Source organism: Virgibacillus kekensis (assembly GCF_042654125.1).
Taxonomy (GTDB): Bacteria; Bacillota; Bacilli; order Bacillales; family Amphibacillaceae; genus Lentibacillus; species Lentibacillus kekensis.
Genome location: NZ_JBHSFU010000007.1, coordinates 266,643 through 291,117, shown reverse-complemented (window position 1 = coordinate 291,117; position 24,475 = coordinate 266,643). Strand labels below are relative to the sequence as shown.

Genomic DNA, 24,475 nt, shown 5'->3' with positions numbered 1-24,475 from the left:
TTTTCATTTAATCGAGCCTCTCGTACCTCTGTATAATTTCTTCCCATCCCCCCTAACGCACCTCGATTATAAAGGTATAAGATGCCTCACCTTTCGGCCACTCGGCCATAATTTCAATGATATGCTCGCCTTTTTTAGAAGGCAATGTTACAATGCTTTGATTTACATATAATTTCTCAGCACGTTCCTCTTGTTTCCACAAATATGCTTCTAACTTAGGATTGGATCCATCAGTAAATGTGATTGTCGCAACTGAACCCGGCTCCACTACTATCATCTCCAAATCAAATTGGTCCGGGATCTGAAATGGTGCAAAACTGTCAGCTACCGTCCGGCCAGCCGAAAAAATGCCGCCTTGATCCCAGCTGTACGTACCTTTGAATACTTCAATCTGCTGATTATTGACTTTTGCGCTCGCATCTGGCGGTTCCTCCTGGGAATCCTTTGAACAGCCAGTTAGTAGAGATAAGAAAAAAACTATTACGCATGAAAGAATCTTTTTGTTCATCTACCCCACTCCTATCAGCGAAGTTTCACATTTATCTATTCGCCTGCCCCAATGGAACATCCAGTAACTTTTTATATCTGTTAACTTCGTACTCCTGATAAACCCGGACAAAATTCACCTCTAGTATTGGATAGGGATTGAGTTCTTTTTCAGCTGCTACAGCCATATCTTTCAATTCCTGTTTTGTTAATCCATACGCTGTTTTACCCAAAGTCATATGTGGCACAAAGTCATCAAGTTCAAAGTATTTTTTAATCAACGCTTCTGGCGGTGAGACTTCTTTAACAATACGGTTATGTAACGTGTACAGGTCATCTGATTTTGCACTTAAATATAAAATATCATCGCCAAAGAACATTGGTTTATTTAATGCTATTTGAAATGGATTAAAGTTAAAGCAAACGTGTTCAACTTTACATAGCCATGATTTGTCCGGTGTTAATCCCCCTTGTGCTTTTAGGGTGATATGTGGTTCGACTATGTCAGATATCGAATTGGTTTGCCAATTTTGTCTAAATTCATCAATTTTCAATTTGTGCTCCTCTGATGGTACAATCCCTAAAAAATACTGCACCTACTCACACTCCTCGTGTTATTTTTTATCTTTCAGCAAAGAGATAATCCTGTCGTTTTGTTCGATGATTCGATCAAGCTTCTTTTCGATTTCTTCTGCTTCATTACCTTGTGTAGAGGAGTTAATAAGTAATCGCCTGACAAAGAATATAAATGATATAATAAATAATAGAATCAACGCAAAAACAATTACTAAATAAACTGTTTGAAAATCCAAATCTTTACCCCCTTGAATCCTTTAAGTAGATTTTCTCATCATTAGAAAGCTAATAAGGTAGCTTAAACAGGTGATACCAAAAATAGAGAAAATGCTGGTTGTTAAAACCAAGTAAAAACTAATCGGCAGCGACCAAAGAAAGGCGATTAACAGATAGATGCGTTGATTCACCACGGATGCGATAATGGCCAGACAACCCGGTAGAAATAACATTATAAAAGTATTGATCATTGGATCAGAACCGGTTGGATTGGCATAAGGATTATAATAATTTAGGACAACCCACATAGTAATACTTACGATTCCAGCTGCTATACCCAGGACTTTTGATGTTAATTTCATTTAGATCACCTCCGAGGTTTCTTAGTAGTTAGTCAGTTTTTCTTACCGTTCCGAATAATCGCAATAAATAATGCTAGCCATATTGGAAAAGTTACAATAATCCAAGTGAGTGAATCGATGATACCACTCCTTTTCGACTTAAAAGACCTTATCTAAAGCTGTTTCCAGGACCGCAACATCTTCTTCCCCACTGGCGCCGCTCGCGCCAACTGCACCAACAACTTCCTCGTTAATCATTATCGGAAGGCCGCCTTTTTGTGGGATGTACTTGCCCTGTGTAACTGTTGTGATGGCATTAACAAACATCGGCAATTTCTCCCCGCGTTTTGCTACGTCCTCACTGGTCGTTTTAAACGCTGCCGCTGTGTAGGCTTTTCCGATTGCTACGTCAACGCTGATCCATTCCACGTTATCCATTCTGTGCAAAGCAACTAGATGACCACCTTCATCCACAACTGCGAACGTCATTTTCAGCCCTTTTTCTGTTGCTGTAGTTTCTGCTTCACTTATTAACATTTTTGCCAAATCCAAAGTAAGTATATTGCTCAAATTCCGTAGCTCCTTTGTAGTGATTTATTCAACTTTTTAGTGGTGAGGTATACATGCGTTTACCTATTGCTTTTATTTATCCCGCAGCCACCATTCACCCCAGACTACAAATACTATGATGACCACTAGGATGACCCCGATATACCAGTCCGGGACATGCATCCAGCCATAACTCATCTATGTCCCTCCAAGTCTTAAATTATAAACAGAGACCAAATCATTGTTCTGATTCGGTCTCATGTAAGTTAAATACTAATATCGCGTTTCTGGAAGTATGCGAAAGTTACCGCCATAAATATTATATAGTATACACAAAGTATAAGCAGTGAGATGGTTGGGGTAACACCTCCAAGAATTGTATCTTGCGTTGCGTAAATTGTTAAATCCAAATGCGGGAAAATCAAGAACTTTACCCATTCGAATTTTTCCGCCAACACAATAATTATTCCTCCAAGTGTTGATGAAACAAATAGCACAAATATACCAAATCCTACTGCTAGCGCCTGACTTTTGAAAAGCGTCGACAGCATAAATGATATAGTAATGATGATAATCAAGCTTGGCAAATAATACACCAGTTTCCATAAGAACTGACTTCCTACAGTGGCTATTTTTTCGCCTTCAAGCCCTGGTTCCAATATTTTAGCACTGAAGTCCCCGGTTTCAAACATTAACACTCCCAAAATATAACCGACAGCTATTACGGTGATCAGAAGAACCAGGGAGTAGGCTACTAAAGCAATATACTTTGATAGTAAAATAATCCATCGCGGATGTGGTCTGATCAATAGTTGCTTAATAGTTCCAGCCGAAAACTCCGAAGAAACAATCGCACTGCTGACAATTACAGAGAAAAGTGTAACCAGCATTGTTACACCAATTACGATTTCATTCATATAATCCCAGTTTGTATATGCATTTGGATTAATATCTTCATCCAAAAGCATTTGATTACGCGCAATTTCCTCTTTTATAAATCCTTGTGCATCATTTGGAGCCTTTTCAAGCTCAGTTTGCAATCTATTAATCTCTGTTTTTGTTTGTTCCCGCCAGTTTTCACTCGGTTCATCTGTTACACTCTGCTGAATAAGTCCAGCGCCAATCAGGGCAACTACTACAACAAGTATATAGATCCAATTTGCTTTTTTGTGGAATATCTTGCCTACTTCATTCTTAATTAATGAAAGCATTATCTTCCACCTCCTGCTTGTCTTTACCAGTTAATTCTAAAAATCTGTCCTCAAGGGTGGTAGCCTTGACACTAATCCGGTATACATCGATACCATTCTCTACTAAAACTCTATTTATCTTAGCGGTGGTTTCCTTGTCTACTGTTAAGGAAATTTGCTCGTCAGTTGATTCGGTTATCTCCGCTCCAGTCGCATGCTGCTTTAAAAGTTCCATTGCCTTTGCTGGATCACTGACTTCAAAGGTGACAGCCTGCAATAGCTCTTCCTGATTATTTAACAAGTCAATCGACGAGATATGTACTAAACTTCCATCTTCTATAATTGCAAATCTGTCACACATCAATTGCATTTCAGATAACAAATGGGATGAAACCAATACTGAAATACCTTCTTTCGTCAGTGAACGAAGATAATTTCGAAACTCTCGGATTCCCTGAGGGTCTAGTCCATTGGTCGGCTCATCGAGAACAAGCAGCGATGGTTCGTGAAGTAACGCTTGGGCCACCCCAAGTCGTTGCCGCATTCCCAGTGAATAAGTTTTAACTTTTTGTTTAACTGCTTTTTCAAGTCCAACTAATCGAATAACTTCTTCAATCTTCTTTTCGGAAATCTCGTTAGTTGCCATATTTGCATAATGTTTCAGATTTTTATATCCGCTCATATACTTGTAAAATTCCGGATTTTCTACAATTGCCCCCATTTCACTCATCGATTCCTTAAAATGCGTGTCCAAATTGTACCCATTAACAATGACACTGCCATCTGTACGTCCAATCAGACTCATAATCATGCGGATTATCGTTGTCTTCCCGGCACCGTTTGGGCCAAGCAACCCGAAGATTTCACCTTTCTCTATTGAGAAGCTAACATCTTTAACGATCACTTTGTTTTTTATGTTCTTTGTCAAAGATTTAACTTCCAGTGCTTTTTCTGCCATTTCGCATGCTCCCTCTTCTCCTTCTTAATCAAAACAACAACAGTATATCATAATTAACGAAGATTATTTGGAAAATTTATCAAATTTTATATTAAGTTTCTTTTAGGATCGTCCCATTTAATTATGTATCTTGGTTTAACTAGCAAGAATGTAAAACTATTATTCCTCCCAAATCCTTTCTACACTATCTAACTCTTCTCCATTAAAAATCAATTTGTATATGTCAGGTTTTGAAGTGCTTTTCCAAAAATCAAACCCAAAGTTATCATTGAAGAAATTCATAATGATAGTCATTATGTTTCCATGTGTTCCAATCACAATGTTTTCACCTTTATGGACACGCAACAATTTCATAATTAAGGGAATCGACCGATTTTGGGCCTGTTTAGTTGTTTCTCCATTTTCCAGGCAAAAGTTTTTATCCTTGAAGGACCATTCAATGGCTTTATCTATTTCGTCTTCAGATAGCTCAAACTCAAGTCCTTTTATCGCCCGCTCCCTTAACTCCTCATATTGGTGAACAGGCAACCCTTTAGCTTTAGCCAATCCCTCTACAGTTTGCACCGCTCGCTTATATGGACTGGAGACGATATAATCAATATCCCTTTTTATTAATATATCCATAACTTTGTTGGCAGCTGTTAGCCCTTCAGAAGATAAAGGCCTGGTGCTTTCTTCTCCAAGAACAAATGGTGATTTGGCGTGCCGTACCATATATATGACAGTTTTCAATTTAACTCCCCCTTTTCTATTTTGAACCCTTATACCCTTTAAAAGATCTTGCTATCTCGAAAATTTTCTCTTTCGGAATGGGCTCCTTTTTGTGTGTCTCTTTACCTACCATGAGGTACAAACTGAATGTTGTACCGCTGTCTTCCCATGTAAAGATCTGGGTCCTCCCGTTAAAATGATACAAACCTCTCAAACCATCCCCGATATCTATGAGCTCATCTTCAGAATATCCGTGATTGGCTTGTATTGGATTAAATGTTGAACTACTTTGGTCTATCTCCAAAATCTTAATGGGAGTATCATTGGAAACATAACGTGTTTTAATCATCTTGAATTTAGGCTCATCCCTTTTATAAACAGGTTCCCCGTCTTTTAACTCGAATGGCCCTCTATTTTCAATAGTTAATGAGGTTTCCTTAACATCGAATGGAACATAGGTGGGAAACTGAATTGTCCGGTTATACCCTTCCAACTTATCACTTTCGTTAATTTCCTTTTCACCCACAAATCCAGATGACTGAGAACAGGCACTTAACATCACAAAAATAAACACTAACATTATAAGTTGTTTAGGCATATCCAGATTCCCCCCTTTTTAATGAAATAACACTGCTACTTGTTTCTTAAAATCACGGACTGAAAATGAAATTCTCCACCAACTACTTCTTTAGGGACAACGTTGAAATATTCAATAATGAAAAACTTTGCCAATAATGCTTTAAGAGAATCATCTTCAAAAAAGGAAAAAAATCGTTTTGGGGAATAAGCATCGTCTTCCCAAATTCCTTCTTGATTTCTCCCGCCATACACTCCGAAATAGAAAAGCCCTGATGTTTTAAGAACGCGCGTTAATTCTTTCAGTACATCGCTTATCTCATTTTTCGGAACGTGGAGGAGGCAGTTTAATGCCCAGATAGAGTCAAAATGGTTATCGGGAAATCCCAATTCAGCAAAATTCATAACTTCAGCCTGCAGTCCTTTTTTCCCGCACAATCTAATCATCTCAGCCGAAATATCAGTGCTGAAAGTGTTGAGACCCTGCTCTTTGAAGTACAGGCTATCCTTCCCAGTTCCCGCTCCGATTTCCAGTAAGCTATCAACTTTCTCTTTCTTTAAATACCCCAGAAAAACTTCACGCTCTTTTGCCTTCCAGCTCTGTATTTCGTGGCCGTCTCTTTCAATCGCCTTTTCGTTATATGAATCCTTAATTTTTTGTTCGAATGACTTATCCAATGCGACTCCTCCTCGGCCTACACCGCTACCCGGAATTAGGCTTTATATAGAAATCCAAAAGTTAATTTTTTATTACTTTACTTCCATAATAACTCTCTCAATTTGATTAAAATGATGCCGGTCATGCTCAGCTAACCCGTTCAAATAATCATACAAAGAAAGGGTAGTTGTTCCAATCGTAAACTTCCTCTCCCAGTCTTTATCCGGAATTTCTGTTATTACTTCACAAAGCCTCTCTCTAGCTGTTATAAACCTTTTAATGGTCTTATGTTTAACTTCCGCTCTGCTTAATTCCGCAGATTCCGCATTTATCTTATCACTATCCGGTACTTTCGGTAATTCAGTAATCGAAAATAAATATGGCAACCGTTTATGAACAATAAATTCATCCCAAAACTGGAAGTGGCCAACTATTTCTGCAATCGTCCATTTTCCTTTCTCGATTGGCGTCCTCCATTCTTCTTCACTAAGTACAAGTAGTGAATTGACGAAGTCCAGGGATTTAACCTGATGCTGCAGGATTTCTTCTTTATACTTATTCACTTAATCACCTCGTTATATGGTTGACTCTTTGCTTTTGGTAAATGAACGGATAAACAAAATTCCAGCAAATACGGCTAACAACATGTGGGACCGGGGGATCAAAAACAAGCTAACTATGAAACTCTTAATAGGGGGTTCAGAAATGCCGAACCATCGTGACCAATAACCCACTGGAATAAAGACTAAAAACATTAACACAACTGAGGGAATAAATACTTTCCAGTTATACCTGAATTCCCTTCTAAACACTTTGGCAAGCGATTTCCATTCAGTAAGAACACCAAACAAAAATGCCCATAATGAAATTCTAAAAATCAAAATAAACCTTTCTTCTATTACCTTTTGATGTGCTATCTGCAGAGCATAGCAGTCTTTAACTATTAGATACAACAACCCTATCATGCATAAAATCAGCAAAAGACCGAACAGGATTTTTTTCCTATTGATAAGTTCTCCCCTCCATCCAAATTGTTGGAGATACCTTTATTTCTTATCCCTCTTATGGATTCCAATTAAAAAAATAAATAAAATAATTTCCATAAATAAAATTAGCCACAAAAAAGGATGGATGCTCCCTATAACGGTATTACTATAACCGCTATTCAACTTAACATAGTGTCCCCACATCACCATCGCAAGTAATTGGGTACATACCGCGAGGGTCATCCATGAAATCATCTTAATCACGTAAACCGCTCCTTTCACGACATAACAAGGGTTTGTTTTGTATGTGTCCATATGAAAAGAATTAAATAGACTAAAGACATCAGCAGTGAAAATGTGGCGTAATTGAGGTTGAACATGATGTTGGCGCCGAATAAAGGAGTAGTGAAGATTAAATAAAAAGGGTATTGAATGGAAGCAACTATGTCTAAGATCCCATTACCAATCAGATGACTCTCAAATGTCTTGATAACAAAAACAATAATACCTGAGACCGCTCCCCCAATCAGAAACAAACTCAGCAACTTATTTTTCTTTCGCATAGATAGTAACAGCACAATCAAGAAAACAGCAGTCATCAGCATGTTAAGGGTCGTTGCGTGTGAATCCGGGTGCTTTATTGCGGGCATAAAGTTAACCACAAACGCCACCAGATAAGTGCCAATCAACAACAACAATAATGGATACTTCATTTCCGTCCTCCTCAGGTTTTATTTATTCTATTTGTTCTTAATTTCTTCCAAAAGGGAGATAACTTTTTCGTTCTGCTTAATTATGGTGTTATTTTGGGCTCTTAGTTTTGTAAAGTCATAAAGGTATACTAGTAAGATTATTATTACAAGAGCAGTTATCATTCTATTTTTTACCTCCCTGCCTGGTAGGGATTAATAAACGCTATCTTTCCAATTCAATATACTCTCTTAATAACTTCCATTGACCAGATTCTTCCCGCCAGATAAACATACACTGGGCAGTATACGGTTCACCATTTATAAGATTTGTTTCCTTGCCCAAAATCAGAATTTCTTTCCCCTTATTTCGTTCGGTGATGGAAAAAGGTTCGAAGCTTTTTTTGGCATTATCCATTTGTTTTAGAGAGCTCGTAATATCGTAGTCATAATAATAAGGATCAGGTTCATTAATATCCGAGTTTGCCCAATATCCTACGAAATCCCGGGACATGTATTCTCTGATTCCATCGCTGTTTTTTGTGATTAGCCCCTTGTTCCAGGCATCAAAATAATCTTTTAGTACATCGTCAATATTCCGCATTAAATCCTCTCTCCTTTAATTAAAAGTTACCAATGACCCCACCTATAACCAATAAGACTATAGCGGCCAGTATACAATAACCAATAATTCGTATTGGTAGGGGCAGTCGCCCTCCCATTCCAGCCGAGGGTCCACCTTCAACTTTCTGAAAGTGATCAATCGCATCATTGAACGGTTTTTCGTGTTCTTCGTTGTTATCGTACATTTTTTATCCCCTCCCTCTTTGTCAGGTGAGATTGAGTAGGTTTCCCATCAACAGTACAAAAAGAGTAAACAGCGATAGTCCCAGCGTTAATACTACAGTAACGATACTTCTACCCATCGCTTTCCAACCATCTATTCCCGCACAACCCGCCAGTCCAGTAAAGAATGTAAGAACCGAAAACACCAGCACCATATACAGCGGATGAAAGCCTGCCAGTTCAAAGAATAAATTCCGGATTCCATTGACAAAAGTCAGCAGAAAGAATAAAAGAATGCAAATAAAAGAAGCAATGAAAGAAGATATATTTAGATTCTTTCCCATGTGTCCTCCCCTGGTTTAATTATGTATTATCAGATCAGCATGTTCTTTTGGATGTTGTTTATTAAGGTAGTAATCTTCGGCCATCCAATATCTATTTCGGAATTTATCCATATGTTGTTTAACCTTCTTACTTTCACGGTTAAACCGAGACTCACGGTCTGCATCCATAAAAATAATGTAATCGTAAACGTCTTGCCATTCTTCCCGTTGAAGAAAAACCCCTTCAATTATTATCACAGCGGTTTTCGGTAAAGTTACAGTCTGTGCAATGTGTCCCTCTGTTTTGGGATTGTATTTTGGCAGGTAAAATTCGTTTGAAGTTTTAAGTTTATTGAAGAAGTTCTCTTTCAGCCATGTTACTTCCCATTGCAACTGGTAATATTCATACCATGCTTCATAGCCGGTATTGTATCGTTTATTTCGATTTGTGATATAGTCATCGATATGGAAAACATGTACCGGTATGCTTTTCTCTTGTAGTAATTTTTGCATTTTTATTGTGAGGGTTGTTTTTCCGGAGCGACTCAGACCATCGACGGCAACTATTTTCTTTTCTCCTGATTTAGGTTTAGGTAATCTATCCCTTATAATATCTAAGTTATTCATGCAGTACTTCCTCTTTATTCAGAAGGTTTGTAATTAAAACTGGGATGGCATCGTATATGTAATCAACCATATTTTTAATTTCATTCAAATACTTGCCATCCTGATCCGGCGGCGGTATCACAATGGATGTGTCCCTGTTCTCATAGATTTCATTAAACGTATGTATTTTCCTACCGTATGTAGAAAGAATATAATCCTTATGTTCCTTGCCCATCCCGATGAGAAAATCATATTGGGGTATATATTCTTCTTTAAAGGCGGTTCTTTTATAGGAGGAGGTATCCACACCAAGTTCTTTCATTCGGTCAAAATGAATATCACTATAAATCGATAAATCACTTTCTGCACGAAACCCTGCGGAATCGACTTCCATGTTATCCATATTATTTTTACTTATATAATGTTTGGCACATAATTCTGCCGTGACACTTCTCGTGAAATTATCGGTACACAAAAACAGCAGCTTCATAGATTCCTCCCCCCAATTTTCCCGGGATTTTTGCTCATGCCTGTCGATTAAAAGTTTTCTTTTTCAAAGATTGAAAAATCACTATTACCAATCCAACAACCAATAAACTAAATAAGAAAAGCATGGTATTACCGGTACCCACAAATGGAAGGAAACCAGTGAGCAGAGCAATTATTCCTACAAAAAATAAACCCTTAACCAATAGGAATCCTCCTTCATGCATGAAATCGCTTTATATACTGTTGACCTTAATATTAACATATAATTCCAAACTGGTGCGCAAGGAATTATAATTATCTGATATTTACGAGCAACAAACAGGAGAATCTTCCTTTTCTCCTGTGTTAAAAATTATAAATTCTGTTTACTTTTGAGATACTTCTCATATGCCTATTCGACAGTATTAACTGGTCCTTCCGTTATACTTGATATTCTGTTATGTATTATCATGGATCAGGTACAGCCCCAAAAGAGCGCCCCGACTAAACACCAAATGCAAAAATAGCTCCTGGTATGCCCATGGTAAATAGGACTGACCCCAATACTTTAGCCAGAAGAATAGACGTGAATAACTTCATAGTGATTCCCTTTTATCATTTAAGTATCTTAGCCTCTTAGCCGCAACATTCCTCTACTTCCTCAAACTTTTCCTTATTCACCCAGACCTCTTGTGTTCCGTCCTCACCTTCTTTGATAATATAATCAATATTTGCCTTGTTAAGACGAAAAACCAGATTCTGAGTTTTATCTTTCCAATATTCATAATCAGCAGTTGGTTGATTCGAACAACCTATTAAAAAGATTATTAAGGCTAGTCCAACAAAGGTTCGTATCATAAGGATGCCTCCAACTTTCATTAATTAACTATCTTTTTTCCAATACCCTGGTGGGCGTCTCCTTATTCCCTTGGTATGTAAGACAACTTACAAAGACTCTATTTTTTTATAAGACACTAATCTACTGTAGAAGTATTCCTACTGTTTAATATCCTTAATACTTATCTATTGTCACACCTAATACAGAGGCTCTTATAATTTCCATTCCCTGGAATCTCGCTAACTCTTTTGGAGTTCCACTTATAACTGCCCCGCTGATAGTAATGTCGGTGGGATATTCAGTATAGGGGTGTTCTGCTGAAACACTAAACCCATAGGCATCTTCGCCCCGCTTTAGCTTCCATTTATCTTCTTCCCACTTACTATCCAGTCTTTCCATTTCTTCGGGACTCTTTCTATTAACCCACAACCAATCCACATTCTTAACTCCTAATGTGTCACCCAATTTACTAAGTGTCACTGGTTTCTTGAATGAAAGAGCTACTTCAATCAGTTTGTTCTCTTCAAGACCGATAGCTATACTTAATTCTTGGGATAAATAATCATAATCAATAGTTGGATAATAAAAATCAATATAACGTTCATTATTCAACTCGTTATATCGAATCACCCTTTTTTCATTTGCTCCAATGCTATAGGATTCAGACATCCCGCTGCCACGATCAATAATCTCTACATCACCTATCGCAGGGATTTTAGTCATTGAAGTGTCCCAAACAATTCGTCTGTCTCCAATTTCTTTAAATATTGTTTTCTTAGCCATTACACTAAATATATCGTGATTGTAGCGTATCTTGCTGCTAGTAATCCCAGCTCCTTGGCTCAAGCCATTTTTTTTCATGGATTGTATCGTTTTCTGATCCAGCTCCTCAAGTTTATTACTTATCAGATATTGTGTTCCCAGATGAATAAAGATAATGAGCCCAGTAGCTGTAATGCAGGTAATAATGATATATAAAAGAATTTGCTTCCACTTTGATCTCCTTGTTGTCTTTTTAAAAGAAGGACTGGTGGTAAAGTCTATTTCATTTCTTGGGGATAAATCCTTTTTATCGCTCATTATTTGCCTCCTTATAAAACTTCAATAACTTCTTTCTAGCGCGGAATAAGTTGGTTTTCACCGAACTGAGACTAATGCCTAGTAACTTGGAAATCTCGTCATAAGAAAGTTCAGATTCATATTTTAGTAATAACAGTTCCCTATACCTGGGTCTTAACCTGGAAAGCAACATATAAAGTTCGTCTCTCTGCTCTTTTGCGAGCATAATCATTTCTGGAAATTCATCTGAGCTGCTCTCGCTCAGATTCTCATCTATACTCAATATGTATTTTTTATTTTTCCGGCATTGATCATAGTAATAATTCAGTGCCACCCTAATTAGCCAACTCCTTATCTTGGAGGAGCGTATGGAATCTGAAAATCTTAAATACTTAAATGCTGTTTCTTGAACAGCATCTTCAGCATCTCTTTCCGGCACTCCTTTTTTTACAAGGTATCGGAAAGCAATATTAAGTTCATCATTAAGTTCATCATCTTTACTGCGTTTGTCCACTGCCCCTCCCCCTATGTTCAAAAGACGTATATATCGAAAAAAAGTTAACAAAGGAAACTTGGTTTTCCATAAAAAAACCGCATCTCCAAGTAACGATGCAGTTTTCTCGTCTATTCTCTACTAGTCAGTATATAACTTATTCATAACCAAATCTTTCCCGTTATACAAAAGCAAATTTGGTCTTTGGAATGCGTTCTCGTTCACAAACCCAAGTATGTGGAATGTATACCCTTGCTCCGGCATTTCGTTTACTACGTGAAAATCTCCGATGGTTATGTGATAGCTGTCTGCAGTGGTAATGGTGGTGTTTCCATATACAATTACATAGTTCTTGCTCGACGAATGTTCCAGTCTGAATGTTGAAAGCACTTTACGGGCAGTATCAATATGTTGAATTCTATAAATATCATTCAATAAAGTTTTTTTATAAACGGCAATGCCTGGTCGATTGTCTGCACTGTATAACACGATCCTATTATCATCCACTTGCTTATGGCCGATAATTTCCAGATTTGCAACTGGGTTAGCCCGCTTATCGAAGACGCCTATTAAATTTTCTTCTATGTTTTTTGCGGAAGTAAGCTCTGGAACAGTATCATAAAGCCAGGCACCGATCATTACTAGTGCCAAAAACAGCATCATCACATACGAGACCCTTAATGAATATTTCTCTCTCGCTAATTCCCTCATCCCCCCGCCCCCCCTTATACTATCTGTACGGCAATACTAACATATTTTTCCATTAAAAAGAGAATCTAAATTTAATTATCTAATTAAAAAGCTCCCATCCATTGGATAAGAGCGTTTTTCTTTCGATTTATAACTGTTCTTCATATGTCTTTCGGTAACCATAAAACGGACGGTATCCCTGTTCCTTATAGTATGTCTGCGAAGAACTGGTGGCGAGCATCTCCATTCTCGTGGAAGGATACTGATCGTGGACAAAGCGCAGTAGTTTTTTACCGATACCTAGCCCCCGATATTTTTTATCTACCATCAACTCAGCAATATACAGGGTGATTCTGGTGTCAGTAAGCCCTCGCACACAAGCAATTACGTCACCATCCGCGTTTTCCACCGAGAAAGCAACGGTTGAATTGTTCCAGGCTTCTTTGGTGTCTTCATTCTTTTCAACCAGATTGCTCCAGCCCTCCGCACTGTTCATTTCCTGAATCTGGCGAAAATCCTCTTCCCGATACCGACGAACAAATACGTTTTCAGCATTTTTTAAAATAAATTTCATAATTATTTCTCCTAGCGTGAATTTTTGTTGTTAAATAAAAATGAAACATGAAAAAAGATTAATGATGCAATTACCCCATATGTCAAATACGCGGGCAATTGATTTGCTATCAAATTAAGCTCGTTTTCAATGAAGGCAAGGATTAGAATTTCTTTGATTAGTTATTCCTTCCAGTTGACTCTCAATCTACGAATGTACTGGGATAATGATATAACTCAACAAAATAATAATAATTGGTCAGCAAAAAAGTACCACTATCCTTATTCCTCTACAGAATCTAAAGCAACCTGTTTATGGGTGTTATTATTTTTCATTAAGTTTTTTTCAAGCCGACTTACTTTTTTAAACAAAGTAATTATCGCCACAACAATAGCTATTGGAATTCCCCATGTCAAAACAATCCCTAGAATCATTCCCATAATTGTAGATGTATCCAATTAATTTTTCCTCGCTTTATTCTTTTCCATACTGTGTAAAATTGAACCGGCAATAGCGGCGAAAAGATCACCGATTAACGTTAGAAGCACGGCCATGAAATCCCCTCTTTCTGGAAATTATCTTGCTAATTTGAATTTTACCATATGCAGGGAATGTTTAGTATGAGTAATTGTTTATTTGTAACTATGTAGTGGAAGCAAAGTTGGAATTATTAGTTGTTATCATCATAACTCTAGCCCCTTAATCACCGTATATTGAAATTCTGGTTAGTAAACCTTAAATCTGGTGATCATATATCCTTCACAATTAACGACCAGGGAGTAACCATGGATAAATATAATAGACCGCTGACAATTCAAGAGCGTTTTGCGGAATATAATATTGATGAACATAAAAAAGAAATAAAAGAACAAATGATGGAAATCGATACTGGATATGAAATCGGAGAGGAAGAAACAGATTGAACTTTAAACAAGGTGATATTATCCGATTGGACTTTAACCCTCAAAAAGGATATAAGCAACGGAGCACCAGCCCCGCAGTAGTAGTCAGCAATAACTTTTTCAACAAACTTAGCTCATTAGCTCTTGTTTGCCCGATTTTCAACACTTCCACTGATTTCCCACTCAATGTTAGTCTTGCAGAAGATTTAATTACTACAGGTTCCATCCTATGCCAACATATAAAGTCACTCGATTTGAAAGCCCGAAATGTCTCCTTTGTCGAAAAGCTTCCTGATAATCAATTGCAAGAAGTATTGGATATAATTAATAGCCAGCTTAAACCTAACTAAAGATTTAAGTGACTTATTCGTTTCCTGTTATTTTTCTCTATTTTTCAGGCAACCTAAGCGCAGGAGGTGAAGGTTATGCTAGATAGAGAAGATAGTGTGGACCCTGGCAGACAGGACCCGCATTTTGACGGTAAACGGGAAGGTGTTTATTCTGACCCGGCTGGAAAACAATTCGGCGTACGTTCTGACGCTAAAGAAAAGAAAAATCCGTATAATGTTACAAAGTTAAAGAAAGATCCTGAAATGGAACGGTTTAAGCGGACATTAGAATAATGATTAGCCCGGTCCCCTCCACATTCACGGGGCCGGACTTTTTCCTGCATTCATATAAGCGTCCGTGATTTTTTAGCGAACAGTTCAAGATTATCAATGCAAAAACGGCCATCATGCTAGATGGCCGCTGCTCGTAATTATCCCTGTTTCTGACTTTCGTCAAGGTTGATCGGGATGTAATTTTCATTTACAATGTCGCCCTGTGGCGTTCGGTCGTACAGCGTAAGCACAGGAACCTGCTTGCCTCCCTGCATCTCCGTTGTGACCTTTACTTCAACGGTAAAGTCGGCCCAGCCGTTTACTTTATCGCCGAGTTTCAGCTTGGTTTCCTTCTTCAATAGGGTCTTCCCTTGTTCAAGTTTATAATAGACCGTGTCGTCAGTCGCCTGGGCTTCGCCTTTAATTGTCGCAATCCCGTCAGCAACCTGAACATCCACATTACGGAATTTCACCGATGCCTGTTCTGTTTCTTCAGTTGCCTGCTCGATACTGGTCTCTTCTTCGTCGCTGCAAGCAGTCAACACAACAGCTGCAAGCAACAGTATCAATATTTTTTTCATGCTAATTGTCCCCTTACACTATTAATGGTCACGCCGGAAAAACCCGAAAATACCGGTTGTCTGCACGATGTTGGTGAAGGCATTAGGATCAATCTCGCCAATAATCCGCTCTAGGTCATAGAGCTCATAACGGGTGACAACCAGATACATCATGTTCTTATCTTCCTTGGTGTACGCACCTTTTGCCGGCAGGATAGTAATACCCCGTACCATTGTATCATGGATTGCTTTCTGCAGCTCATCAGCCTTACGTGTAATAATCATAGCAGTAACTTTCTCGTGACGAGTGTGCAGTGCATCAATCACCCGGGTAGTTACATAGAGTGTCAACAGTGTGTACAACGCGTTTTCAGGTTCGTAAAGTATACCGGCCATTGCGATGATTATTGCATTCAGCAACAGGAAATAAGAACCGATTGGTCGGTCCTTCATCCGGGATAATACCATGGCTACGATATCCATACCACCTGTCGATGCACCATGTTTCAAGGTGATACCAACGCCCGTTCCAGCAATAACCCCACCGAATACTGCGTTTAAGATAATGTCCTCGGAAAACGACATGATTGGAATCAGTTCCAGGAATATAGTCGTACCCACAACAGAAATTACACTATAAACCGTAAAGCCTTTTCCAACTTTATACCAGCCCAGTATGGCAACCGGGATGTTCAGTATGAATAACAGAATACCAGTACTGACACCTATTCCCAAAAAGTCGTTGAATACGCTGGCAGTCAGCTGGGCTGCCCCGGTAAAACCGCTCGCGTATACATTGGCGCTAATCAGGAAGAAATTCAGTGATAATGCGTTTAGTAGTGCTCCGAATATTACGATGATAATTCGTCGTGCTTCAAATAAAAACATACGTACCTCCTAGCCGTTCACTATGATTATATATATCACTATTTTCACAATTGAATTATATATAAACAAAGTCAACCATATTTTCCCTCAAAATGCTTTGACTAACCCTGTCTATAGCTATAAACTTAAATAAAAGTAAAAAGAAGAGGGTGACGAAATGACTGTTAAAATTATGACAGATTCCGCCAGTGATTTGTCAAAGGAACATTATAACGAATTTGACATCGAAATGGTATCATTAACGGTTCATCTGGACGAAAAAGAATATGCTGATGGTAAGGAGATTCAGCCAAAGACCATATATGACGCGATGCGTGAGGGAAAAAGCCCGAAAACATCCCAGGTGTCACCGGAATCCTTCAAGAGCGTGTTCACTTCCTATGCCGAATCAAAACAGCCCCTTGTTTACATCGCACTTTCATCCGAACTATCTGGGACATATCAAACCGCGAAAATGATGGAACAAGAAGTAAAAGAAACTTATCCGGATGCACAGCTTCAAGTTATTGATACTAAATGTGCGTCACTCGGGTATGGTCTTGTCGTACTACGTGCAGCCGAACTTGCAAAAAATGGAGCAAGCTTCGAAGAAATCGTTGAAATGGCAAAATACCACGCAAACCACATGGAGCATATTTTCACAGTTGATGATTTGGAATATCTTTATCGTGGGGGCCGGGTCAGCAAAACGGCCGCATTCGTTGGCACCCTGCTGAAAATCAAGCCGATTTTACATGTTGAGGATGGCAAACTTGTCCCTCTTGAGAAAATCAGGGGGTCCAAAAAGCTGTTGAACCGCATGCTTGAACTAATGGAAGAACGAGGAACCGATTTCAGTAACCAGCGTATTGGAATCAGTCATGCTGATAACCTGGAGACAGCTGAAAAGCTTGCAACGATGATTAAGGAGAAATTCGGCACAGAAAACATTGTGATCGAGATGGTCGGTTCGGCAATTGGAGCTCATGCCGGGCCGGGAACCCTTGCACTATTCTTTTTAAATAGCGATTATAAATAATTTTAAAGGTGCTGATTCGGACTTCGCGGGTTGGCACCTTTCCGGTTTATAAAAGAACTTTGAAGGAGCGGATAGTATGCCAGTAATTAAAGCTTTTGTTTTCGACGTATATGGAACACTATTTGACGTGCATTCCGTAATAGAAAAATGCGAGGAATATTTTCCGGAGAAAGGTGAGTCCATCAGTAAGACATGGCGGGAAAAACAAATTCAATATTCCAATCTTAGGCAGATCATGAACAACTATGAAACATTTTTCACTATTACAAAGGACGCCTTACACTATGCAATTAAAGCACATGACCGAGAATTTGATGATGATTCAGAAAGAGCGTTGCTCGGTGAATACTTCAAGCTTGCTCCCTACCCCGAGGTCAAAGAAGTGCTGGAAAAATTGGATGGGAAAATGCTTGCTGTTTTCTCAAACGGCTCACATGATATGCTTGACCCGCTAATTGACCAGTCTGAACTCACAGGCATGTTTGATAATGTAATCAGTGTCGACGAAGTCAAACAGTACAAACCAGCAGTAGCCTCGTATAACCATGCTGCAAAAACGCTTGGAGTAACCCCGGATGAAGCTCTTTTCATGTCATCCAATGGGTGGGATATTTCCGGCGCGAAGAACTATGGATTTAATACGGCATGGATTAACCGGAACAACCTCCCTGTTGAGGAGCTGAATCTCGAGCCAAACGCCATTTATGGCGACTTGGCCGGAATATTGGAATGGGTGTAGAACCCCCTGGTAATACCAGCATTTATTTTTTCGTAATGATTTTGTAACATTTTCCATCGTCTACCGTCTAATTAGTCAAAGACGTTAAAAACACTGAGGTGACAATACTATGAAGAAAACGTATTGGCTGATCATTGCGGCGGGACTGCTGGTTATTTCTGCAGCTGCAGCATTCTTTCTTTCCAATGAAACGACAGCAACTATTCCATCTAAATCAAGTTACGCGCCGTCATTTAAGGACTGGACTATTCACTTTTCTGAAAAGATGAATCCGGATACGTTTACGGAAAAAACGGTACGGGTGGAAAATCGGGATGGCGAACAGATTGATGTAACGCTTGATTGGAATGAGGAGCAGACGATCCTGACGCTACGGGCACCGGAAAAAGGATATACGCTTAACCAATCCTATAAAATAACGGTGTCAAATAATGTAGAAACGGCATCAGGTCAACAGCTTAAAAAGGATTTCTCACACTCTTTCACTGCAGTCGCCGAACTGCCAAACATCAAGGATAAAGAACAGCTCGTGACCCTGCTATCGGAGCGGATGGAACAGCGCCAACAGATGTTTACCGAGCAAAGTGAAGGTACAGCAGAAAGTTCAGATGGCGATGCTGCGATGGATACTGCCAGCAGTAGTAATGAACAGAAAAGCTCCAAAACAAACGTACAGGTCAATGGCATTGATGAGGGGGACATTATTAAGACTGACGGCAAGTATGTATATTTTTCCCGGGAATCAGATGTGGTGATTACCAGCGCGGAAGGGAATAACAGTAGCGTGCTAAGCACCATTTCTTATGAGAACTTTCACCCGGCTGAGATTTATCTTCATAAAGATTTACTGGTGATGATTGGCCATACTTCCAAACCAATCAGAGAACCACGAATAGCTGATGAGCCCGGCTCAGCCGAGAAAACAAGCTTGCCGGTGCACAGCACTCAGACCACCGCCCTTATTTACGATGTGTCCGACCGGAATAATCCCAAAAAGGTTCGGGAGGTGTCCTTTGAGGGATCACTGAATTCTTCACGTTTGATGGATGGTCAGCTTTACTTGATTGCTAACCAGCATCCTCCCTACCATATTTTACGGGACGACTCCCAGAATACATTGAAAAAGACGGAGTTGCGGCCGTATATATTCGATACAGTAGAGGGAACCAAAGGCCGGCCGCTTGATTTCGATTCCATGTTCTTTTTTCCGGAAAGCCAAGAGGAAAGCTTTTTGATGCTCGGTTCCATTGATTTGGATAACCTCAAGAAACGCGCCAACATTCAGGCGTACCTAGGTGCTTCCAATCAGATTTATATGTCCGAGAATCATCTTTATATCGCTGTCCACCAATACAACTATAAAAAGAGAGACACAAATGGAGCCGCAGATATCGCGATTGCTATGCCACCAGCCAATACAGAAATAAGTCAGTTTAAAATTGATAAAGGTAAAATCACCTTTAATGCGTCCACCGTGGTACCAGGCTCACTGATTAATCAGTTTGCAATGGATGAGCGTGACGGAATCTTCCGTGTCGCTACTACGAAAGGAAATATGTGGCGGGGCGAAGAGCCATCGACCAATAATCTCTATACGTTCGATATGCAAATGAACCCGGTTGGGTCGCTTGAAGGATTAGCTGAAAATGAGCGGATATACAGTGTACGATTTATGGATAATGTTGCCTATATGGTAACGTTCAGGCAGGTCGATCCCTTATTTGTTATCGACCTAAAAGACCCAGCTAAACCAACAGTTCTTGGCAAGCTGAAAATTCCAGGGTTCAGCAATTACCTGCATCCGCTTGATGAAAATCATGTAATCGGGTTTGGTCAGAACACTAAGCTCGTTGAGTCAAAACACAGTAAGGAACCCCAAGTACGAATGGATGGGCTGAAAATATCTGTGTTCGATGTTAGTAATCCGGTAAACCCGGTTGAAAAGTATAGTGAGATAATCGGCCAAGGGCATTCTATGAGTGAAATTAATCATGACCACAACGTTCTGTATGAGCATCCCGAGAATAATATTTATGGGTTCCCTGCTACCTTGTTCGAATCAAAAATAGTCCAGCAAGGCGATGCAACTTTTGAGGATCAAAAATTTGTTTACGAAGGAGCCTTCCTTTACAACATTACACCTGAAAAGGGAATTAAGCTGAAAGACACGATTACACACCAGGAGAATATGAACATTGATTATCCGGACTGGGCCTCGCAGGTGAAGCGCATGGTATCAGTCGGGAACACGCTCTACACCTTCTCGCTGAACCAGATGAAAGTATACGACCTGTCGTCGGAAAAAGTTATAAAGACGGTTGACCTCCCTGAGCTTAAGGAGAGGTTCTAAATGCGCAGACTGATTGAAGGCAGTATCATCGCCCTGATTTTTATCGGGGCGGTACTGTTTTTAATGCCAGCTATAACTGACCCAAAACCTCCGTTGCCAACCATAGTGGCGGATGGTGAGATTGATATTCCTGTATCACAAGGGTCCTATTGCTGGAGCGGATTGTTGAGCAGCAAGTGTGTTGATATGGTCTCCGCCGAAGAAATTTCAGGTCCACCGGTAAGTGTGCCACCTGAAGCAGTGTTGTTCATTGGCTTTGATAAGGAACCTTTGAATGGTTCACTTGGTGTGCAGCTTATCAAGAATAGATTTGATAAATCAGTCCCTGTTTCTGGTGGAAAGATAATAGCACCTGCTGAGAAAGGTAAGTATATCTATATGGTTCACGCAAACTGGGAGGAAGGCAGCTCCAGTTATGCTTTTCAAGTAAAGGTTGAATAACTAATAATAAAGCCTTAACGAAATAATTTCAGCAGTAACAAAGCAATCCCGCTCAGAAATGAATCTGAGCGGGATTTGTTCAATAACCAGTTGTATTCTAGATTATACTCCCTTGTATGCTTTTTGTAATTCTGCAATATTAAATTTTTTCATATTAAGAAAAGCCTTCGTTACACGTGCATTTTGCTCCGCTGTGCCGTTGCTTATCATGTCGTAAAGCTCGGTCGGCACAATTTGCCAAGATACTCCAAACTTATCTTTCAGCCAGCCGCATTGCTCAGCGTTAACAACAGAAGTAAGCTTTTCCCAGTAGTAATCGATTCCTTCTTGTGTATCGCACTGCACCATAAACGAGATTGCTTCGTTGAAATTAAAATTATGTTCCTGAGCGCTGTCCATTGCGACAAACCACTGGGTCTCAAGCATGAAATCAGAGAACATGATTGTTCCTTCTTTATCAGGTTCCATTCCTTGAGGATATCGAGCGATATGGCCCAGTTTTGAATCCTTAAAAACTGAGGTATAAAAATTAACCGCTTCTTCCGCATTCCCACATTGATCACCGACAAATAAAAGCGACGGCACGATTGCAGGTCGTTCTTCTCCTTCTGGATTGGTAAGAATCAGTTGCCATGACAGACCAAACTTATCCTGAATCCATCCATATCGCTCACTGAACGGATATTTAGCCAATGGCATTAATACCGTTCCACCCTCAGAGAATTTGTTCCATACCTCATTTATTTTCTCTTCAGCATTTTTTTCTCGTGATGGATCAAAATTAACCATGAACGACACTGATGGATTGAATTTGAACAATGGGCCTCCATTGATTGCCTTAAACTCCTGCCCCCAAATCTCAAAAGAAACTAAATCGCTATCGCCTGATGGTGTATCCTGAATGGTGGTAACATTTGTAACTTCAGATTCAGGGAATATAGAAGCATAAAAATCTGCTGCCTCTTTTGCCTCCTTATCAAACCATAAGTTTGGAACAATTTTTTGTGGCATACTTTTCCTCCTTCGTATTTTTTGTACGAAAAAATGGTAATAATAATCCCGTGGTGAAATTTGATGAAATCATCTTAGAAGAAGGACTTCTAAAATAGTTATGTATTCTCCGTTATACTATTAGACGTTTATATTACTATACCGTTTCATCTTTTTATATCCTGCTCTCTTTGTTTCATTGAGGTATGGATATAACTCGGTTAATACTTCGAAAAATATGCTTGAACCAAAAAAGAAGCATTAATCTATAAGTGATTAACGCCTCTAATTATTGTGAGAGAAAGCTAGTTGTCTATTTCATCGCAAAGTTCTTCCCATTTCCCTTCAAGTTCTTCTTTTTCTCGATATAACTCTTGTAATTGCTCTAGGTCATCTATCTCAAGCAGCTTCTCATCCAACGCTGTGATTTTGTCTTCAAGTGACAGTAGACTTTCTTCCAAATTCACGTAAGTCCTCTGCTTATTTTTCATATTAATTTTTGGTCGTGAAGGTACTTCTTTCTTTTTATTCTCGGCCGCCTGAATCGCTTTTTCCCTTAATTCATTCATCTTTTGTCTGGCCCAGTTATAGTCCCCCTCAAAGTGGTGAACTTGCCTGGACTCAATCCAGTAAATCTTATCAAAAAGTTTATTTAGAAAATAACGGTCATGCGAAACAGCCAACATGGTACCCTGAAAGTCCTCGAGGGCTTCTTCAAGAACCTCCCTGGATTCAATATCGAGATGATTAGTCGGTTCATCGAGAATTAGCACATTTATGTCCTGATACATCAATTGAGCAAGCCTTAACCGCATCCTTTCCCCCCCACTAAGCTGAGAAACTTTTTGAAAGACCGCATATCCATAAAACATAAATCTAGCTAAAATATGCCTAGCTTCCCCTTCTGAAACATTTACTTCACTTCTGAAAGTTTCAATTACGGTTTCATCTTCAATATCCGAAAATATATTTTGCGATAAATAACCGATTTTGACATTACTTCCAACCCGTATCTCACCATGATCAGCTTCAACTTGTTGAAGAATCATTTTGATCAGCGTAGATTTCCCTGTTCCGTTTTCCCCAATAATAGCTGCCCGGTCCTGATAGAAAACCTGCATGTTCACTTCCTCAAATAGCAGCTTGGCGCCAAACCACTTTGAAACGTCGGTCAGCATTATAACGTCTTTTCCACTTCGCTCCGATTCTTCCATTTCCAAATTCATTTTCTTCCGATTCAGTACCGGCCGACGGAGTTTTTCCATCCTTTCCAAAGCCCGCTCCATATTTCTTGCCCGCCGATGAAGATCAGCATTGGGCGGAGTGGCTCTGTTCGCCCAATCCCTCAATCGTTTAATGGCTTCTTTCATCTTCTTTATCTTCTTCTGTTGTTCCTCATACGCCTGGAATTCCCGTAAAAGCTTTTCTTCTTTTTCTTTCACAAATCCAGAAAAGTTTGTATGGTAGGTGGCCACTTCCCCGTCCTCTAAGTCGATTACCTTATTAACTACCTCGTCGAGAAAATAACGATCGTGTGAAATTACAAGAACGGTTCCGCTATATTCCTTTAGAAAATTACCAAGCCACTCAACTGCCATTAGATCAAGATGGTTTGTCGGTTCATCCAGGAGCAGCAAGTCTGGCTGTGTAAGCAGCATCAAACCCAGCCCCACCTTTGTCTTTTCTCCTCCACTTAGTTTGGCGAATGGCTGGTCAAGCAAATGGTGAATATTCAGGCCATGTACAATTTTATCGATATTGGCCTCTATTTCATATCCACCGCCAATTGTATATTGATCCTGCAAAACACCATACTCAGCGATGAGCTTATTTAATTGATCGGCGTTTGGTTCCACCGCCATGTCAGTCTCCAGCTGTTTCATTTTCCCTTCCATTTTCAATAAGGCGTCAAACGCTGTACTTAAAACTTCTCTCGTAGTGGTTTCATCGTGAAAGTCTGGAGTTTGTTTAAGATACCCAATAGCAGCCCCCTTTTTCCAGTGTATTTTTCCTGAATCTGGTGTTTCTTCCCCTGCAAGTAAGCGAATTAACGTTGTTTTTCCACTACCGTTCCGACCAACCAGGCCAATCCGCTCTTTTTCTTTAATTTCAAATGATATATCTTCAATAATCGTGTTTCCCCCGTACATCTTCGCTACTTTATTTACGCTGCATACAATCATATTTCTTCCTCCTTGAATAAATAAAAAACCATGAGAAGACATACCTTCCC

The 24,475-nt window shown here is 39.4% G+C and carries 36 protein-coding genes; 7 read left to right on the top strand and 29 right to left on the bottom strand.

Going from position 1 to position 24,475, the window contains the following annotated elements:
* Positions 1-52: 52 nt before the first annotated feature.
* From ACFO3D_RS13860 to ACFO3D_RS13740, 25 genes are all read right to left on the bottom strand, one after another.
* The gene (locus ACFO3D_RS13860; RefSeq protein ID WP_390297102.1) at positions 53-508 is read right to left on the bottom strand and encodes a hypothetical protein; all 456 of its coding nucleotides are present in this window, start codon (positions 506-508) and stop codon (positions 53-55) included.
* A gap of 31 nt (positions 509-539) precedes the next feature.
* Positions 540-1,082, bottom strand: coding sequence for a 2'-5' RNA ligase family protein (locus ACFO3D_RS13855; protein WP_390297099.1), 543 nt, complete (start codon positions 1,080-1,082; stop codon positions 540-542).
* Positions 1,083-1,100: 18 nt separating this feature from the next.
* Positions 1,101-1,298, bottom strand: coding sequence for a DUF4083 family protein (locus tag ACFO3D_RS13850; RefSeq protein WP_390297096.1), 198 nt, complete (start codon positions 1,296-1,298; stop codon positions 1,101-1,103).
* A gap of 21 nt (positions 1,299-1,319) precedes the next feature.
* Positions 1,320-1,640 (bottom strand): hypothetical protein, encoded by a 321-nt coding sequence (locus tag ACFO3D_RS13845; protein ID WP_390297093.1) that lies wholly within the window; start codon positions 1,638-1,640, stop codon positions 1,320-1,322.
* A 138-nt stretch (positions 1,641-1,778) separates the two neighbouring features.
* Positions 1,779-2,189 carry a GlcG/HbpS family heme-binding protein gene (locus ACFO3D_RS13840; protein WP_390297090.1) on the bottom strand — a complete coding sequence of 137 codons (411 nt, stop codon included), beginning with the start codon at positions 2,187-2,189 and terminating at the stop codon, positions 1,779-1,781.
* A gap of 245 nt (positions 2,190-2,434) precedes the next feature.
* Positions 2,435-3,379, bottom strand: a complete 945-nt coding sequence (locus ACFO3D_RS13835) for an ABC transporter permease (protein WP_390297087.1) — start codon at positions 3,377-3,379, stop codon at positions 2,435-2,437.
* Complete coding sequence (locus ACFO3D_RS13830) at positions 3,363-4,316, bottom strand: ABC transporter ATP-binding protein (protein ID WP_390297084.1); 954 nt, start codon at positions 4,314-4,316, stop codon at positions 3,363-3,365. The genes ACFO3D_RS13835 and ACFO3D_RS13830 overlap by 17 nt, the downstream gene beginning before the upstream one ends.
* Positions 4,317-4,475: 159 nt before the next feature.
* On the bottom strand, positions 4,476-5,048 hold the full coding sequence (locus ACFO3D_RS13825) for a histidine phosphatase family protein (protein ID WP_390297081.1): 573 nt from the start codon (positions 5,046-5,048) through the stop codon (positions 4,476-4,478).
* 16 nt (positions 5,049-5,064) lie between these two features.
* Positions 5,065-5,625, bottom strand: coding sequence for a hypothetical protein (locus ACFO3D_RS13820; protein ID WP_390297078.1), 561 nt, complete (start codon positions 5,623-5,625; stop codon positions 5,065-5,067).
* Between the two features lie 35 nt (positions 5,626-5,660).
* Positions 5,661-6,281 (bottom strand): class I SAM-dependent methyltransferase, encoded by a 621-nt coding sequence (locus ACFO3D_RS13815; protein ID WP_390297075.1) that lies wholly within the window; start codon positions 6,279-6,281, stop codon positions 5,661-5,663.
* A 72-nt stretch (positions 6,282-6,353) separates the two neighbouring features.
* Entirely contained in the window at positions 6,354-6,824 is a 471-nt protein-coding gene (locus ACFO3D_RS13810) for a DinB family protein (protein ID WP_390297072.1), read from the bottom strand.
* 483 nt (positions 6,825-7,307) lie between these two features.
* A complete protein-coding gene (locus ACFO3D_RS13805) occupies positions 7,308-7,511 on the bottom strand; it encodes a hypothetical protein (protein ID WP_390297069.1) in 204 nt (67 codons plus the stop codon).
* Between the two features lie 14 nt (positions 7,512-7,525).
* Positions 7,526-7,960, bottom strand: a complete 435-nt coding sequence (locus ACFO3D_RS13800) for a hypothetical protein (protein ID WP_390297066.1) — start codon at positions 7,958-7,960, stop codon at positions 7,526-7,528.
* A gap of 202 nt (positions 7,961-8,162) precedes the next feature.
* Complete coding sequence (locus tag ACFO3D_RS13795; RefSeq protein ID WP_390297063.1) at positions 8,163-8,540, bottom strand: DUF4440 domain-containing protein; 378 nt, start codon at positions 8,538-8,540, stop codon at positions 8,163-8,165.
* A 19-nt stretch (positions 8,541-8,559) separates the two neighbouring features.
* Positions 8,560-8,745: a hypothetical protein gene (locus ACFO3D_RS13790; RefSeq protein WP_390297060.1), complete on the bottom strand. Its 186-nt coding sequence runs from the start codon at positions 8,743-8,745 to the stop codon at positions 8,560-8,562.
* Positions 8,746-8,766: 21 nt separating this feature from the next.
* On the bottom strand, positions 8,767-9,066 hold the full coding sequence (locus tag ACFO3D_RS13785; RefSeq protein WP_390297057.1) for a hypothetical protein: 300 nt from the start codon (positions 9,064-9,066) through the stop codon (positions 8,767-8,769).
* Positions 9,067-9,081: 15 nt separating this feature from the next.
* Positions 9,082-9,672: a kinase gene (locus tag ACFO3D_RS13780; RefSeq protein WP_390297054.1), complete on the bottom strand. Its 591-nt coding sequence runs from the start codon at positions 9,670-9,672 to the stop codon at positions 9,082-9,084.
* Complete coding sequence (locus tag ACFO3D_RS13775) at positions 9,665-10,141, bottom strand: arsenate reductase/protein-tyrosine-phosphatase family protein (protein WP_390297051.1); 477 nt, start codon at positions 10,139-10,141, stop codon at positions 9,665-9,667. Before ACFO3D_RS13775 ends, ACFO3D_RS13780 begins: the two co-directional genes overlap by 8 nt.
* A 34-nt stretch (positions 10,142-10,175) precedes the next feature.
* The gene (locus tag ACFO3D_RS13770) at positions 10,176-10,343 is read right to left on the bottom strand and encodes a hypothetical protein (RefSeq protein WP_390297048.1); all 168 of its coding nucleotides are present in this window, start codon (positions 10,341-10,343) and stop codon (positions 10,176-10,178) included.
* Positions 10,344-10,755: 412 nt separating this feature from the next.
* Positions 10,756-10,977, bottom strand: coding sequence for a hypothetical protein (locus ACFO3D_RS13765; RefSeq protein WP_390297045.1), 222 nt, complete (start codon positions 10,975-10,977; stop codon positions 10,756-10,758).
* Between the two features lie 154 nt (positions 10,978-11,131).
* On the bottom strand, positions 11,132-12,037 hold the full coding sequence (locus ACFO3D_RS13760) for a hypothetical protein (RefSeq protein ID WP_390297042.1): 906 nt from the start codon (positions 12,035-12,037) through the stop codon (positions 11,132-11,134).
* Positions 12,027-12,530: an RNA polymerase sigma factor gene (locus tag ACFO3D_RS13755; protein WP_390297039.1), complete on the bottom strand. Its 504-nt coding sequence runs from the start codon at positions 12,528-12,530 to the stop codon at positions 12,027-12,029. The genes ACFO3D_RS13760 and ACFO3D_RS13755 overlap by 11 nt, the downstream gene beginning before the upstream one ends.
* Before the next feature lie 120 nt (positions 12,531-12,650).
* Complete coding sequence (locus tag ACFO3D_RS13750) at positions 12,651-13,220, bottom strand: hypothetical protein (protein WP_390297036.1); 570 nt, start codon at positions 13,218-13,220, stop codon at positions 12,651-12,653.
* A gap of 127 nt (positions 13,221-13,347) precedes the next feature.
* A complete protein-coding gene (locus ACFO3D_RS13745) occupies positions 13,348-13,773 on the bottom strand; it encodes a GNAT family N-acetyltransferase (RefSeq protein WP_390297033.1) in 426 nt (141 codons plus the stop codon).
* A gap of 260 nt (positions 13,774-14,033) precedes the next feature.
* Positions 14,034-14,210, bottom strand: coding sequence for a hypothetical protein (locus ACFO3D_RS13740; protein ID WP_390297030.1), 177 nt, complete (start codon positions 14,208-14,210; stop codon positions 14,034-14,036).
* Positions 14,211-14,537: 327 nt separating this feature from the next.
* Here ACFO3D_RS13740 and ACFO3D_RS13735 point away from each other — a divergent pair, with 327 nt between their 5' ends.
* The 3 genes from ACFO3D_RS13735 to ACFO3D_RS13725 all read left to right on the top strand — a co-directional run bounded on the left by ACFO3D_RS13735 (position 14,538) and on the right by ACFO3D_RS13725 (position 15,277).
* Positions 14,538-14,675, top strand: a complete 138-nt coding sequence (locus ACFO3D_RS13735; protein WP_390297026.1) for a hypothetical protein — start codon at positions 14,538-14,540, stop codon at positions 14,673-14,675.
* Positions 14,672-15,004 (top strand): type II toxin-antitoxin system PemK/MazF family toxin, encoded by a 333-nt coding sequence (locus ACFO3D_RS13730; RefSeq protein WP_390297024.1) that lies wholly within the window; start codon positions 14,672-14,674, stop codon positions 15,002-15,004. The genes ACFO3D_RS13735 and ACFO3D_RS13730 overlap by 4 nt, the downstream gene beginning before the upstream one ends.
* A gap of 75 nt (positions 15,005-15,079) precedes the next feature.
* Positions 15,080-15,277: a hypothetical protein gene (locus tag ACFO3D_RS13725; protein ID WP_390297021.1), complete on the top strand. Its 198-nt coding sequence runs from the start codon at positions 15,080-15,082 to the stop codon at positions 15,275-15,277.
* A gap of 137 nt (positions 15,278-15,414) precedes the next feature.
* Here the strand turns inward: ACFO3D_RS13725 and ACFO3D_RS13720 are convergent, their stop codons facing one another.
* Together ACFO3D_RS13720 and ACFO3D_RS13715 are read right to left on the bottom strand one after the other, a co-directional pair.
* Positions 15,415-15,837 (bottom strand): lipoprotein, encoded by a 423-nt coding sequence (locus tag ACFO3D_RS13720; RefSeq protein WP_390297018.1) that lies wholly within the window; start codon positions 15,835-15,837, stop codon positions 15,415-15,417.
* Positions 15,838-15,858: 21 nt separating this feature from the next.
* Positions 15,859-16,704, bottom strand: a complete 846-nt coding sequence (locus ACFO3D_RS13715; protein ID WP_390297015.1) for a YitT family protein — start codon at positions 16,702-16,704, stop codon at positions 15,859-15,861.
* Positions 16,705-16,861: 157 nt separating this feature from the next.
* Here ACFO3D_RS13715 and ACFO3D_RS13710 point away from each other — a divergent pair, with 157 nt between their 5' ends.
* The 4 genes from ACFO3D_RS13710 to ACFO3D_RS13695 all read left to right on the top strand — a co-directional run bounded on the left by ACFO3D_RS13710 (position 16,862) and on the right by ACFO3D_RS13695 (position 21,252).
* A complete protein-coding gene (locus ACFO3D_RS13710; protein ID WP_390297012.1) occupies positions 16,862-17,722 on the top strand; it encodes a DegV family protein in 861 nt (286 codons plus the stop codon).
* 76 nt (positions 17,723-17,798) lie between these two features.
* Complete coding sequence (locus ACFO3D_RS13705) at positions 17,799-18,461, top strand: haloacid dehalogenase type II (protein WP_390297009.1); 663 nt, start codon at positions 17,799-17,801, stop codon at positions 18,459-18,461.
* A 109-nt stretch (positions 18,462-18,570) separates the two neighbouring features.
* Positions 18,571-20,811, top strand: a complete 2,241-nt coding sequence (locus ACFO3D_RS13700; RefSeq protein ID WP_390297006.1) for a beta-propeller domain-containing protein — start codon at positions 18,571-18,573, stop codon at positions 20,809-20,811.
* Entirely contained in the window at positions 20,812-21,252 is a 441-nt protein-coding gene (locus tag ACFO3D_RS13695) for a hypothetical protein (RefSeq protein WP_390297003.1), read from the top strand.
* A gap of 102 nt (positions 21,253-21,354) precedes the next feature.
* On the opposite strand, the gene ACFO3D_RS13690 is transcribed toward ACFO3D_RS13695, so the two are convergent.
* Together ACFO3D_RS13690 and abc-f are read right to left on the bottom strand one after the other, a co-directional pair.
* Positions 21,355-22,263 carry a VOC family protein gene (locus ACFO3D_RS13690; protein ID WP_390297000.1) on the bottom strand — a complete coding sequence of 303 codons (909 nt, stop codon included), beginning with the start codon at positions 22,261-22,263 and terminating at the stop codon, positions 21,355-21,357.
* 284 nt (positions 22,264-22,547) lie between these two features.
* Entirely contained in the window at positions 22,548-24,425 is a 1,878-nt protein-coding gene (gene abc-f / locus ACFO3D_RS13685) for a ribosomal protection-like ABC-F family protein (RefSeq protein WP_390296997.1), read from the bottom strand.
* Positions 24,426-24,475: the final 50 nt, after the last annotated feature.